The sequence below is a fragment of the Bacteroides caecigallinarum genome (genome assembly GCF_021531075.1).
In the GTDB taxonomy this organism is placed as follows: Bacteria; Bacteroidota; Bacteroidia; order Bacteroidales; family Bacteroidaceae; genus Phocaeicola; species Phocaeicola caecigallinarum_B.
Genome location: NZ_JADYTJ010000031.1, coordinates 1 through 14,889, shown reverse-complemented (window position 1 = coordinate 14,889; position 14,889 = coordinate 1). Strand labels below are relative to the sequence as shown.

Genomic DNA, 14,889 nt, shown 5'->3' with positions numbered 1-14,889 from the left:
ATTATGAACGATATCGTAGTAGGAATGGGTGAGGCACTATGGGATGTGCTTCCAGAAGGAAAGAAATTGGGTGGTGCCCCGGCAAATTTCGCATATCACATATCACAGTTTGGTCTTAACAGCCGTGTGGTAAGTGCTGTTGGCGATGACAAGTTAGGCAATGAAATACTTGAGAATTTCCGTGAAAAGAAACTTTATGGTATAGTAGAAACAGTACCTTATCCTACCGGCACCGTACAGGTAGAACTTGATGCCGAAGGTGTTCCATGTTATGATATAAAGGAAGGCGTAGCCTGGGATAACATCCCTTATACAGCCGGCCTGGAGGATCTGGCAAAACATACTCGTGCGGTATGTTTCGGTTCTTTGGCGCAGAGAAGTGTTGTATCCCGCGAGACAATTAACCGTTTCATAGATGCCATGCCTAAAGATGACAATGTACTAAAGATATTCGATATCAACCTCCGTCAGGGATTTTACACCAAGGATATACTTTGCAACTCTTTCAGCAAATGTAACATATTGAAGATAAACGATGAGGAGTTGGTTACAGTGAGCCGTATGTTCGGTTATCCTGGTATAGACCTTCAGGATAAGTGCTGGATTCTTCTAGCCAAATACAATCTTAAGATGTTGATTCTGACTTGCGGTGTAAACGGCAGTTATGTATTCACTCCCGGCAGTGTATCGTTTGTTGAAACTCCAAAGGTTGTGGTAGCTGATACAGTAGGAGCTGGTGATTCTTTCACAGCAACATTTGTGGCTTCAATCCTCAAAGGAAAATCAGTCCGTGAAGCTCATGAATTGGCAGTAAAGGTGTCGGCATATGTATGTACTCAGAACGGTGCAATGCCGGTATTACCTGAAGTATATTTGGATTGATAGGTGATAACCAGTTTAGAGGTGACGAGTTGACAAGGTTGCCATCCGGATGGAGAACCTTGTCAACTTGTAACTGAAGCCTTCCTTACCTCGCCTCTGTAGGATTTTCACCAAAGAATTCTTTATAGCACTTTGTGAAATATGATGGTGAAGAAAATCCCACTTCGTATGCAATTTCAGAAATACTTTTTTCCGTAGAAGTCTTGATAATGGCATTCGCCTTGTTCAGTCTGGCTATTCTAAGCAATTCGATAGGAGTATATCCAGTAAGGGCTTTGGCTTTTCTGTATAGCTGCACTCTGCTGAATCCTATTTTCTCTCCCATATCCTCGACACTAAAATCAGGATTACCCATATTCTTCTCAATAAGTTCACGCAGTTTTTCCACAAATCCCTTATCTGTATCAGTGAGTGGGGTAGTGTGTATCACTGCCTTGTCGCCGAAGAAATCTTTCAGTCTGTTGCGATTGTCTATCAGATTATTGAGTCTGGCCATAAGCAGCTCTGAACTGAATGGCTTTGAAATGTATGAATCTGCTCCACACTCGTATCCTTTTATTTTCTGCTCATCCATTGAGTAGGCAGTCAGCATCATTACAGGAATATGCGATGTGCGTGGCTCTGTTTTTAAGCGACGACAACACTCCATACCGTCCATTACAGGCATCATTACGTCGCATATTATTATGTCTGGAACATTAGCTATGGCAAGTTTCAGTCCTTCACTTCCGTTTCCTGCTTCTATCACAGAATACTTGTCGTTTAGTATAGTCTTTACATAATCTCTAACATCCTGATTATCGTCTATTACCAATACAACCTCTTTTGTCTTTTCTTTATTATTAGATTTTTCATCTGTATTATTATCCACCGTCAGGCTTTCCTGTCCGGCCATAACTATAGCTCCTTCTTTCAAATTATTCAGTACGGCTTTTCTGTTTATTCCTGCATATATTTCCCCATCCTGTTTCATAGGAAGTTCTATTGTAAATATAGTTCCGTTTCCTTCTTTGCTATCTACAGAAATATTGCCATGATGTAACTCCACAAATGCTTTCACCAGAGCCAGACCTATTCCTGAACCTGCATGATGTACATCTATCTGATAAAAACTTTCGAATATATGCTTAACGTGTTCGGCAGGCATACCAACTCCTGTATCGGAAAATTTTATGCAAAGTTTGTTTTCAGGCAGTCTTTTCATGTGTATGCTGATACATCCATTTTCAGGAGTGAATTTGAATGCATTCGATAACAGATTGTATGTGATTCTCTCCATCATTTCTGCATCGGCTACAACATTATAGTCTCCTTCCTCTGCTGTAATGCGATACTGTATATGTTTCCTGTATGCTAATGTACGGAAAGCTTCTGCCCATTCCTTCATACAACTCATTATGTTGAATTCCGACAGATGCATTTCCAATCTACCGTTCTCGAATTTACGGAAGTCCATTATCTGATTTATGAGTCTTAGCAATACAGTGACATTCTTATGTATGATATTGAGTAAGAATCTTTCGTTCTCTTTTATGTTTTCACTTTCGAGAAGTCTTTTCACAGGGTCGGCAATCAATGTCAGTGGTGTACGGAAATCATGCGAAACATTTGTGAAAAAGGCCAGTTTCACTTTTGTTGCTTCTTCCAGTTTCCGGGAAAGGTCTATTAGCTGATCTCTTTGTTCTTCCAATTGTTGTTTCTGTTTTGAAAGCTCTGCATTAAGTCGTATTTTTGTCCAGTATGCTCTGACTACGAAGAATAAAAGAACAGCAAGCAGTATGGCAATAACTATACATGCATAAAGGAACATTTTTTGTGAGGAATACCTCATTAAATATAAGTCAAGTTTATTGTTAAGAACTTTAATTTTGCCATCTAGTGTATTTATATGATATGTCTGCATTTGCATTATTCTGGCATTCCCAGCATTGACTAAGGCAGATGACAGCATATTTTCCTTTTCATAGTATTTATTCTCAAGTATATTCATTGCTACTTGCACAGCCCTGTCTCCGCCGGTAGGGTAGATGAAAGTGGCATCAAGGATACTGTCGGCAACCAGTTCCACACCAAGTTTTTCTCCTGAAAGGGCATCAACCCCCACAAACAACATTTCTTTCTCACGTCCAGCCTTTTGCGCCGCTTTATACGCACCTATTGCCATAGGGTCATTTTGGGCAACAATCATATCAATGTCGCTATATTGCGCCAGGATTGAATCTGATTTATTTTCGGCCTTATCTTTAAGCCATGCTGCATCAACAGTAGATAATATTTTTATCGAAGGGTAATCTTTCAGGATGTCATACATCCCTTTTTGCCTTTCAGCAGCAGGAGTAGAACCTTTTAAACCAGTTAACTCTACAATATTCCCTTTCCCGTTCAGACGGTTTGCAATGTATGTACCTATCTGTTTCCCCATCAGGTAATTGTTTCCACCGACAAATGCTGTGTATTTGTCAGTACTGATTTTTCGGTCAACCAATACTACCGGTATTCCCATGTTATAGGCTTTCTCTACTACCGGTGTAATAGCTTCAGCTTCATTGGGAGAGACTATAATCAAGTTAACTCCTTGTGCTATGAACTCCTCAATGTCCTTTATCTGTTCTTGATTGTTATCCTTTACCGTTTTTATATCTATCTTTAATCCTGGATAGAAAAGAGCCTCTCTCTTTATCTCTTCGTTCATACGTGTTCTCCATTCATCGTCGCTGCATTGTGATACTCCGATAATGAAATTCTGTTCAGAACGGGAACAAGACGATATAACGAATGTCAGTATTAATGAAAAGATTAAATATGTGTTGTGTATATTGCAGTTTCTCATTTTATTGATTTGAAAATTATTGTATTTCATGGTGCTAACTGCAAAAATAATAAATTAAAACTAATGGCAATATTAGTTTATATAAATTTCGTAGGTTGTCAGCTATCAATTTTCAGTTTAAGAAAAACTGCTAAATTCTGTAAATAAACTAGAAATGACAGTTTGATCGCAGTTGTTTGTTCTTTTCCTTTTTTCATTTGTATAAAAAAACACGGGCAAATTCAAGTCGAAACTTGCCCGCGTTTTAACTTGAATTTGCCCATGTTTAAAATTAGATTTTCCCACATCTTAAGTGTGAGCTTTAAAAGCTTTTATGCCTTTTTCTATGTACTTATATTAACTTGGTAAATTAATATAAGTTTATATAAAACAGATTAAATTATATTATCTGTTTCCGCCAGCCCACCAAACATCTTCTGTGAATACATATTGTCCGTTTCCGTATGCTTTTTGTACATTCGGATTGGAAGAAACTTCATCTCCTCCATATGGTGCCCTTAAAGGGAATTTCCCTTCATTCTTGAACCCGTAAAAATCTTTCAATGATTTACCTTCAGCCTGCAGACGTCTGACATCGTTATAACATTCTGTAGTTTCGCCGTTAGACCCCCACATACCAAGGTATTTCTGAATCATAGTTTCCTTAAGAGGGTCAGCATCGAATTTGCCTTTTACAGAATTTATAAAGTAATTTTCAGCATCGCTTGCTGTAAGTGCAGCAGACGAATTTTTTGTAATAGCATATCCTGTTTGTTTGAGGCCAGATGCTACGCTTATTTCCATATTAGCAAATGCTGCCTTTATTGCATCCTTCAATGCGGTTTCAGCTTCGTCTTTTCTGGTAAGTCTGATTAATGCTTCAGCTTTTATGAATAGTAATTCATGGTAGCTTAACAGATGTGTAGGAGCGTCGCTGGCAAAACCAAATATTGATGTTGAATATTTACGTTGTTCCTGAACCGGTTTCCCGTTTGGAGCGAGTAGTAAAGATTCATCATCCTTATTGTTTATTTGTCTGCCTTTACTGTTCTTGTCTAGTGCTGTAACATAAACCCTGCTTATACGTGGGTCGTTTCTCTCGTTAAGTTTATCGAATAAGCTTTGGCTGGCTGCCAGATATTCTCTACTGTCGAAGAAATCGTAACATGGATTTTTATTGCTAGAACCATCGTATTTGGCAAAAGTTGCCTGCTCGTCTGCATTTTGTGCAGATTTTTCAATACATTTCAGGACTTCATTCAACACTTCTGTCTGGTTTTCGGCTTTATTTAAAGTATGCATTAAGTATCTTGCCTTCAAACCATAAGCAAGTTTCAGCCATTTGTCTACAGCTTTGTCGTCTCCACCGAACAGAATGTCCTGTGAATCAGGCCCACCTGTAACATGAGTATCTCCTTTAGGCAAGTCCTCAATTGCTGCGTCAAGATAATTAATTATTCCTGTATAAATGTCTTTCTGTGTATCGATTTTCGGCGTCATAAATTGTGGCTTACCGTTGTCCAGCTTTGCAAGGGCTGCTTCGCTGAAAGGTGCGTCTCCAAATGCGTCGGTAATCAATGCAGAGTTTATGGCAGCCAATACTTCAGCCATACCTTTTGTGGTATAATTCCCAGGTTGTGTTCCTGTATCAGAACACTTGTCAATGATTATACGTGCATTTTTAAGTGTGCTGTACAGGTTTCCCCAAACATTATTGAAAGTAGTTGATGAATAAACTTCCTGTATCCTGGTTTCTGCATTCCATAATTGATTGTAAACACCAACTTCATGTTCTATGTAAGACGAAAAGTAATGGTTGAAATCTCCACTTACATTGCTGAATGCAGTAGATGTTATTACATCTGTCAATATGAATTTCGCATCAACATCGTGTGCATTGTCCACATTCTTGTTTATATCATCCATAATATCTTCCGAACAAGCGAACAAGCCGCCTGACATCAATATTACAGACAAATATTTTCCTATATTTTTAAACGTAAATTTCATAATTGTTCTTTTTTAGAATTTGAATGTTAAACCAAAACCGTAGCTTGAAGTTCCAGGCATAGAGAAACGTTCAAAGGCTCCGGCCATGTTGTTGTTACCTAGTGTTGCTTCAGGATCAAGACCAGGCAACTGTGACCATATGATAATGTTGCGTGCAAATACATTTGCCGAAATATTCAGACCTTTAGTTTCTACGATAGGATAACTAAGTGCTATTTCGCGAAGTTTTATGAATGAGTTATCATAAACGGATGCCTCATCAATACCGTTCATGGCATTGAAATAATCATATGCGTTTTCTCCTTTAATCAGTATATCATTTGGTGAATATGTTCCATCTCCATTGTCTTTTACAGCCGGAAGTTCAAAAAGGAATGATTCTTGCTTACGGTAATCAGCCGAACGTTGTGTCACACCATAATAATCGAGGACTCCCATAGTTCCGCAATACATTTGTCCACCCTGTTTCCAGTCAAGAACTGCAGATAATCTGAATTTATACAATTCTAATGTAGTGTTGAAACCAAGACGGAAGTCCGGTGATATTTTACCTATAACCTGTGGTTCTCCTGCCTGTGGCAATCCTTTTTCGTCGACAACGATATCACCGTTTTCATTTCTAAGGTATCCGGAACCATAGATAACCGGGAATTTGTCTCCAATGCTAGCTCTAACTTGTGGAGTAGTAAAACCACCTAGCATGATGCTGTTTACTCCTTCTGCCAAAGCATCTACATAATTGTCTATCTTAGAGAAGTTAAATCCAAAATCCCAGTATACGTTTTTCTTGTCTATAGGTTTGAATGTAAGTGTAATCTCGTGTGCATTGGTATGTATAGCACCTCCATTTGTGATCATCTCATTGTAACCGGTAGAAGTAGACAATGGTACAGCAAAAATCTGGTCTTTTACATTCTGTCTTGAGAATGTGTAGTTAAGTGAAACTAGACCATGCCAGAATGCCAAGTCCAAACCGACCTCGTACGATTTAGTATTTTGTGGTTTAAGGTTCGGGTCATATATTTTGTAGTATGGTATATACGATGTAACCGAACCGAATGGATACTGTATAGGTGTACCTGCAGAAAAACCTCCACCATATCCTGGAACGTAGTATTGGTTTTCAAAGTATTCGCCTGCCATACCAACCTCGGCATACGAACCTCTGATTTTACCGAAAGTCAGGACCTCGTTATCTTTCAGTGCTGGAAGCTCTGTGAATATCCATCCCAAAGAAACAGAAGGGTAGGTGAATGAACGGTTGCCGCGTGGCATTGTAGAAACTATGTCATTTCTAACAGTAGCATTGAAATATAACATATTATTCCATGACAAAGAAAGATTAGCGAAGTTACCAACGGTACGTTTCTTTTTGGTTTTCTGTTCTGCCTGGAATACAGATGCATTGCTGATATGGTTCCAGCCCGGGAAGTTGAAATTGTAACCTTCTGCAGTAGTTATTCTTGTTGATTTGTCAACAAACTCATTACCGTAGAGTATGTTCATGTCAAGTTTATCATTGATTTTCCAGTCATAACTCAATGTAAACAATGAGTTCAATTCAATGATGTTGTAGTCATCCTGTCTTGAATAACCTGATTTATAGCTGAAATCACCATATCCGTAGTTGTCGGAATAAATGGTACTGTATGAATCGGCACCCAACTGATATTTTGCAGTCAATGTGTGGTTTTCTGTACCAAAATTAGTTTTGTATTGAGCATAAGCATTTCCGAAGAAACGTTGTGACTGTTCGGTGAACGAATTGTTCTCTGTTGCCCAATATGCATTATTGAAAACAGATGTTCTGTAGTTGTTTTGTGTATAAGGGTCTCCTTCAACATGTGATGGAATTCCGTTGAAATCATAGCTTGACGGAGCGCCGTAAACTGTGGCTACAACACCTTCATTACCAGAACTCTGTTTCCTGATTTTAGACGTGATGAAATTACCGCTGAATCCAGTTGTCCAGTTTTTTGAAAGGTTGGCGGTTGCATTCATCTTTACATTATATCTGTCCATTCCGGTATCAGGAATAATACCATCAGATGTACTGTTTCCCAATGAGAATGAATAATATCCTTTATCAAAGGCTTGTGCCACATTTACGTTATTACTCCATGAAATGCCAGTGTTAAAGAAGTTTTTAGCATTGTCATAAGCACGAGGAGTAGCCCAAGGATCCAGACCTGCAGCTGCACGTTGTGGTACATAGTATTGTCCCTGATGCAGATTCGCTCCATTGTTAGTATATTCGTTTGCTGTGTTGCCTCCGTATTTAGGATCATTTGCAAGCTCTGAAATCAGAGGTCCCCAAGCTGTAGAAGCTGTTGGGTTAAACTCTCCATTAAGTCCCTGGGCAAATTCCTTTTGGAATTCGGGTAATGTAGAAACCTTGTCAAAAGATAGGTTTGTGTTTACTGTTACGGTTGGTTTGCCTTTAGCTGCACCTTTACCGCTCTTTGTAGTAATTACAATAACACCATTTGATGCACGCATACCGTAAAGGGCAGATGCTGCTTGACCTTTCAGAATATTAATACTCTCAATGTCATTAGGGTCTATATCAACGGCACGGTTTGCAAAGTCTGCACCTGCCACACTACCTGTGTTTCTTGTATCTGTGTCAATATCAGCAGCTGAGGTTATTGGCATACCGTCAATAACGTATAGAGGAGTATTATCACCTGTAAACGAACGTACACCACGGATTGTGATTTGCGATGATGCTCCAGGCATACCGGATGAAGGAGTTATGTCTACGCCTGAAACTTTCCCTTGTAAGGCAGATGATAAACTTGTGCTGGCAGCTTGTGTTAGTTGCTCACCTTTAACATCCTGTACTGCATATGCCAAAGCTTTCTTTTCTTTAGAAATACCCATTGCAGTAACAACTACTTCGTCTAATAACTCTGTATCTGATTTTAATGTAACATTTACTACAGGTTTGATTGCTACTTCCTGTGATTTCATACCTATGAATGAAACCACCAGAGTTCCGGCCGAACTTTTTTTATGTTACAAAGTCGTTTCGTCAAGCATTCTTTTCCAGATCATTAACTATTCCTTGTGGTAGAATGTCTGCGTAATGTTGGGTTGTCTTTATGTTCTTGTGCCCTAAAAGTTTTTGAACAGTTGTAATGTTTACGCCTTTATATACCAATAATGTAGCATTGGTATGTCTAGCCGTGTGAAATGAAATGTGTGTATTTATTCCTGCGAGTTCTTTTATTTTTATAAGACTTTTGTCTATACTGGAGTTTGAACTAATTTTGAAAAAAGAGTCCAAGTCATATCTATATTTATCAAGAATCGAAACGGCCTTTCCATTGAAAAGCAGATAAAGCGGAAGCCTGGTTTCGACATCTGTCTTAACTGATTTATATACAAGCCATACATTATTATTGATAATAATGAGGTTTTCTTTTCTGAGTGAGCAGAAATCCGAATAACGCAATCCGGTATAGCAACAGAATAAGAATGCATCAAGAGTGTGTAACAAACGTTTGTATTTCCCTTTCAGGGATAACTTTTCAAGTATCACAAGCTCTTCCGGTTGTAAAAATGTATAGTTCGCTTCTCCCTTTAGCATTTTATATTTTCTGAATGCGTCTCTACCTTGTTTGATCAGTTCCCTGTTTATGGCTTCATTGTAAAAACTCCTTAAGTGCTTAATATGTTTTATTATAGTGTTAACCTTGTAATTCCTTGATGAAAGAAAATTTTCAAACTTTGTTATATATTCATACGTCAATGAATTGAAGGATGTATCTGCTTTAAAAATATCTATAAGCCTCACTGTTGTCATAAGGTTTTTCTTTGTGCTTTCACGTTTCCTACTTGTTTTTATATATTCCTTACAGAAGTCTGTGAACAATTGGTTTGTGCTTTTGTATTTACAATTTCTTGGCATACCAAGTTGTTCAAGAGTAAGGGGAGCGTTATTTTTCCACATTTGCAGCTCTTCCCATTCAAGTTTAAGAATATACTCTTGTAGAAATCTGTTCAGTAATTCATGATTGGGATGTGAAGGCAAAACCTCCTGGCTATCTGTATTCCACTGTGCAGGTTTCAAAAAGACATTAGTAGGCAGATATATCTTTTTAAAGGACTGCTGTGCCTCTACCTCGACCATTGAAATCTTACTTGCGTTTAGATTATTTTCACGATTTAGTACCAACTTAAAACGAATCTTTTCCATAATGTTTTTTATTTATAAATTGTGAGTATTGTGGTTTATAAATTACCAAGGGATAAATTTTAGAGCGAACATACTTCTGATTTATAACAAAACATAAAGTCAACGTATTTTTATATATTTAATGTGATAAAACTGTGACGAAAATGGACTTTTTGAAGGAAAAAGAGTCTTAAAGTGTTAAAACGCAAATAAAAACTCCATTTTGCTTGAAAAAAGAGTGCATAATTGAAAATGTTTTGTATTTTTGCACCCTGTTAGAGAGAATAAAATTTTATTAATGTAAAGTTAAACTTTAAGAGAGATTTTTTATGAAAAGAAAATTGATGCTGTTAATGACCTGCCTATTTATCGGTATAGGTCTGGTAAACGCTCAGGTCTCTAAGGTGACAGGTACTGTCACTTCTCATGAGGATGGTTTACCGGTAGTGGGTGCATCTGTATTGGTTAAAGGTACTACAGTAGGTACTGTAACTGATATTGATGGTAATTTCACTATTACTAACGTTCCAAGTTCGGCCGGAACTTTGGTGGTTTCATTCATTGGTATGAAGGCACAGGAGGTAGCAATCAAGCCGATTGTGAATGTAGTATTGCATTCGGATGCTGAAATGCTTGACGAGATTGTTGTTACTGGCTATGGAGTAACAAGAAAGGCTGCATTTACAGGGGCAGCAACAGTCGTTAATACAGAAAAAATTGTAAACAAAAATGATGCAAACCCTATAAAGGCTTTGGAAGGTACAGTTCCTGGTTTGCAAATGAATATTGGCTCTGGACAGCCTGGAGCGCCTGCGTCTATATATATTCGTGGACGTAACTCTTTGAACTCTGGTACACAGCCTTTGTATGTGGTTGATGGAGTTCAGTATTTTGCTGATGCAGTGGGGGTTCGTTCTGATGAAGGACAGGAAGTTTCTCCTTTGGCTTCTTTGAATGCTAATGATATTGAAAGTATTACTGTATTGAAAGATGCCACTGCAACTTCTATCTATGGAGCTCGTGCAGCAAATGGTGTTATTGTTATTACTACAAAGAAAGGTAAAAGTGGAAAGCCTCAAGTTAATTTTACAGCAAAATTGGGCTTTGAAACTATGCCATCATTCCCAGATAGTTATAAACGTGTAAATGCAGCGCAGCATATGGAGATGGCAACTGAAGCACTGTTGAATGCCTATAAAGATTATGGTTCTGAATCGACTTTTGGATATTATAATGAAACAGAGGGCTTGGGACTCGCTTATGACCAAGCAGGTGCCACAAGTTTTTATGACTGGTATACTGAAGGATGGTATTCAAATGCCAAGAAAAATGGTTATGATGTTGATTGGCTGGACGAGGTAACTCGTACGGGTTTAGTTCAAGAATATGGATTTGATATTAGTGGTGGAGGAAATTCTGAAACAGCTGCTAAATATTATCTGTCTATGAATTATATGAATGAAGAAGCTTTTGTAATTGGTAAGGATTTGTCACGTTATAGTTTTAGGTTTAATTTGGATCAAGCTCCTTCAAAATGGGTGAAATATGGATTTAATACAAGCTTATCATATACAGAAACAAATATGGGTGCTGGAGGTGGATATTTTTCAGACCCAATAACCATGGCTTATATGATGAATCCTATGACACCGGTTAAGGATGAAAATGGTGAATGGAACTGGGATACAAGTTATGCTGGATATAATCCGGTAGCTCAGAGGAGTGAGAATGGTGATAAAAGTTTGGCAAAACAATATAGAGCTTTGTTGTCACCATATTTGCAGTTAAATTTTAGTAAAAAGCTTTTTTGGATTACAAGAGCAAGTATTGATATGCTTATGGTAGATGAGTTTGGCTATTGGTCATTTATGCAACCTCAAGGAAAGGATATGAGAGGTATGGGTGAAGATAACTATACAACTAACATGCAATTAAGTATAACAAATACATTAAATTATATAGATACTTGGAATGACAAGCATAATGTCAATATTTTGTTGGGACAGGAAGGTCAGCGTACAGATCAGAAGGTTGCTTATTTGTCAGCTTCAAATTATCCGGTAGATTATTTACCACAGGTAAGCAATGCTGCTGTGCCAGGAAGTGCTTCAACTGCTCAATATGAACTTGTATTGGCATCATTCTTTGCAAATTTACAATATGATTATGAGAATAAGTACTATTTATCTGGTAGTTTAAGGTATGATGGATCATCACGTTTCGGTAGTCATAATCGCTGGGCTCCATTCTGGTCTGTTGGTGCAAAATATAGAATTTCTTCTGAAAAATTTATGGAAGGAGCAAATAGTTGGCTGAATAATTTAACATTAAGAGCAAGCTATGGTACTTCTGGAAACCAAGAGGTTGGTGATTCTTGGTATGCATCACGAAACTTATTTGGATTTGGTTATGTATATAATAATTTGCCAGGATCTGCGCATGATCAATTTGGTAATCCTGATTTGAAATGGGAGCAAACAAATAAGTTTAATGTTGGTATAGATTTAACTTTATTTAATCGTATTAACATCGAAATGGATTATTACAATCATAGGACAAAAGATATGGTGTTTGCTGTTCCAGTATCAATGGCAACAGGTCTTGCTTCATATTATAAGAATATTGGTGAACTTTCTAATGAAGGATTTGAAGCTACATTAGGAGTACAACTTATTAAAACTAGGGATTGGGAATGGAATATAAATCTTACTGGTTCCTTGAATAAGAATAAGGTTGAAAAATTAAGTACTGACGCTCCTATTGAGGCTACAATTCAGACGACTGAAGTCGGTTATCCTATTTATCAGTTTAAGATGAAAGAATATGCTGGAGTAGATCCTGAAACAGGTGAAGCAATGTGGTATTTAAATGAAGAGGGTGATGAAACAACTAAAAATTATACTCAAGCTGCTAAACGTTATTTAGGTAGCCCTAACCCTGATTTCGCAGGTTCTATATCTACTTCATTGAGCTGGAAAGGACTTGATTTGTCAGTTCAGATGAATTATTCTGTTGGTGGAAAAATTTATGGTGATAATTTAAGATATGACGAACAAATAGGATCTTCATTTTATGAGAATTTTAATATGTATGTCTATGAAAATAGATGGAGAGAACCTGGAGATATAACAGATGTTCCACGTCTTACTACAGATGGAGGATATGAGAATAGTGCTTCTTCTCGTTTTCTTATGGATGGAGATTATCTAAAGATACGTTCTGTTGCGTTAGGATACACTTTACCTGAATCTGTTTTGAATAAGATTTTCATTAAAAAATGTAGAGTGTTTATGACAGCTGAGAACTTGTACACTTTCTGTGCTAAAAACTATCGTGGCTTTGATCCTTCTGGCATCAGTGCTAATGGTGTTCAATGGTGGAACTATCCACTACCACGTAGCGTAATGTTTGGTGTTACTTTAGGTTTTTAATTAAAACATAAATTGAAAGAAAATGAAAAAATTATATAAGAATATATTGTTTTCTGTAGCTCTATTGTGTGGATTGGTTTCATGTGATTTTGAAACGGAAAATTATCAGCAAATACCAATAGAAGATGCATATAAAACAGTACAAGATGTACAAAATGGAATGAATGGCGCATACAATGCGTTGGCCTCATATAGATTTTTAGGTAATTATGCCGTAGCCTATGGAGATTTTTGTGCTGGCATAAGCAATGGTGATAGAGGATCAGGGCATTTCTATTATCAGAGTGCCTGGATAATCTCAGATACTGATGATGAGCTTGAGGATATGTGGAATTATGGATATAAAGTTATTGATAGATGTACAAGAACTATCAAAGGAGGAAAAGAAGTAATAGCAAATGCAGAAGCATTATTCTTAACTAATGATGAAATAGCTGAAGTAAAAGTGTATATAGCTCAGTGTTATGCTATGAAAGCTTTGGCTTATCATTATTTAGTAAACTTGTTTGCTCTTCCTTATCAAGGTAATGAAAACTCGTTAGGGTTGCCATTAGTGAAAGATGAACCTATAGCTGAGTTTGTTAATATAGAAAGGGCAACTGTAGAGAATACATATGTGCAAATAAAGAATGATATACAATCTGCAGAAGATATCATGAGTGAGGCTTTGGCTGTTAATGCTAACCTGTCTCCTAGTGAGTTCTATATGGGAGAAGCAGCTATTAAAGCATTAAAGGCTAGGGTTTATATGTTTATTGGAGACTACAATACAGCAAAACAAGCAGCCTTGGACGCTATAAAGCTAAAAGATACAGGTGATGGAAAAGGTAGTGATGGAACTCCTGCTGACGAAATATATCTTTCAATGTGGACATCTTTGGCTATATCAGATGAGGATATTTTTACATTGGCAAAAAACGAAGCTGATAATCTTTCCGCAAATTCATTGAATACATTGTATGGCTCTTATGGATGTACTTTAACAACAGAAACTATGAAATTATTTGATGGAAAGGATATTCGTAAGGAATTATTGCAAAGGACATCAATCGGTAAATATCAAGGACTTCCTACATCAGCAGCAACAAGTAATATCCCAATTTTAAGGAAATCTGAAATGAGTTTGTTACTTGCTGAAATTTATGCACGAGAAGGTAATATAGCAGATGCACAAGATTATTTGTTTTATACAGCAAAACGTAATAAAAGTATAATTGCATCTACAGAATTGCCTAATAATACAAATGATTTGTTGGCTTTTATATCGGATGAACGAATTCGTGAGTTTGCAGGTGAAGGGCATAGATTTTATGATGCGCGAAGGATGGGAGACAAAATATTAAATGTTGGAACAACTCCTTTTGATATAAAGGAATTTGTTTTTCCTATCCCAGCTGCTGAAATTAATGCCGGCTTTTGTAATCAACAGAATGATGGTTGGGATAATAACTTACCAGAATAGAAAGTATATCACATTATTGAAGAAAATGTAAAGTTATAGTATTTTCTTTTATTTGAGGCATCAAGTAAACTAAGTAAAGTTTACTTGATGTTTTTTTTATCGTCAATATTAATAA

7 protein-coding genes are annotated in these 14,889 nt (G+C 37.1%); 3 read left to right on the top strand and 4 right to left on the bottom strand.

Translation table 11 applies throughout. The features are described from left to right. Nucleotides 1-3 precede the first annotated feature (3 nt). A complete protein-coding gene (locus I6E11_RS09390) occupies nucleotides 4-882 on the top strand; it encodes a carbohydrate kinase family protein (protein ID WP_235337791.1) in 879 nt (292 codons plus the stop codon). 85 nt (nucleotides 883-967) lie between these two features. Here the strand turns inward: I6E11_RS09390 and I6E11_RS09385 are convergent, their stop codons facing one another. The 4 genes from I6E11_RS09385 to I6E11_RS09370 all read right to left on the bottom strand — a co-directional run bounded on the left by I6E11_RS09385 (nucleotide 968) and on the right by I6E11_RS09370 (nucleotide 9,902). Beyond that, nucleotides 968-3,697 carry a hybrid sensor histidine kinase/response regulator transcription factor gene (locus tag I6E11_RS09385; RefSeq protein WP_394800123.1) on the bottom strand — a complete coding sequence of 910 codons (2,730 nt, stop codon included), beginning with the start codon at nucleotides 3,695-3,697 and terminating at the stop codon, nucleotides 968-970. A gap of 399 nt (nucleotides 3,698-4,096) precedes the next feature. Next, nucleotides 4,097-5,701 carry a SusD/RagB family nutrient-binding outer membrane lipoprotein gene (locus I6E11_RS09380; RefSeq protein ID WP_235337789.1) on the bottom strand — a complete coding sequence of 535 codons (1,605 nt, stop codon included), beginning with the start codon at nucleotides 5,699-5,701 and terminating at the stop codon, nucleotides 4,097-4,099. A gap of 12 nt (nucleotides 5,702-5,713) precedes the next feature. Next, nucleotides 5,714-8,695, bottom strand: a complete 2,982-nt coding sequence (locus tag I6E11_RS09375) for a SusC/RagA family TonB-linked outer membrane protein (protein ID WP_262911696.1) — start codon at nucleotides 8,693-8,695, stop codon at nucleotides 5,714-5,716. A gap of 40 nt (nucleotides 8,696-8,735) precedes the next feature. Further along, nucleotides 8,736-9,902, bottom strand: a complete 1,167-nt coding sequence (locus tag I6E11_RS09370; protein ID WP_235337787.1) for a site-specific integrase — start codon at nucleotides 9,900-9,902, stop codon at nucleotides 8,736-8,738. Nucleotides 9,903-10,210: 308 nt separating this feature from the next. Between I6E11_RS09370 and I6E11_RS09365 the strand changes: the two genes are divergently transcribed. Continuing rightward, nucleotides 10,211-13,312 (top strand): SusC/RagA family TonB-linked outer membrane protein, encoded by a 3,102-nt coding sequence (locus tag I6E11_RS09365; RefSeq protein ID WP_235337786.1) that lies wholly within the window; start codon nucleotides 10,211-10,213, stop codon nucleotides 13,310-13,312. A 22-nt stretch (nucleotides 13,313-13,334) separates the two neighbouring features. Further along, nucleotides 13,335-14,774: a RagB/SusD family nutrient uptake outer membrane protein gene (locus I6E11_RS09360; RefSeq protein ID WP_235337785.1), complete on the top strand. Its 1,440-nt coding sequence runs from the start codon at nucleotides 13,335-13,337 to the stop codon at nucleotides 14,772-14,774. Nucleotides 14,775-14,889 lie beyond the last annotated feature (115 nt).

What these genes read in the sequence shown, in the direction of transcription:
- I6E11_RS09390 (WP_235337791.1), top strand. Translation starts at nt 4, where the DNA reads ATGAACGATATCGTAGTAGGAATGGGTGAGGCACTATGGGATGTGCTT.
- I6E11_RS09380 (WP_235337789.1), bottom strand. Translation starts at nt 5,701, where the DNA reads ATGAAATTTACGTTTAAAAATATAGGAAAATATTTGTCTGTAATATTG.
- I6E11_RS09370 (WP_235337787.1), bottom strand. Translation starts at nt 9,902, where the DNA reads ATGGAAAAGATTCGTTTTAAGTTGGTACTAAATCGTGAAAATAATCTA.
- I6E11_RS09365 (WP_235337786.1), top strand. Translation starts at nt 10,211, where the DNA reads ATGAAAAGAAAATTGATGCTGTTAATGACCTGCCTATTTATCGGTATA.
- I6E11_RS09360 (WP_235337785.1), top strand. Translation starts at nt 13,335, where the DNA reads ATGAAAAAATTATATAAGAATATATTGTTTTCTGTAGCTCTATTGTGT.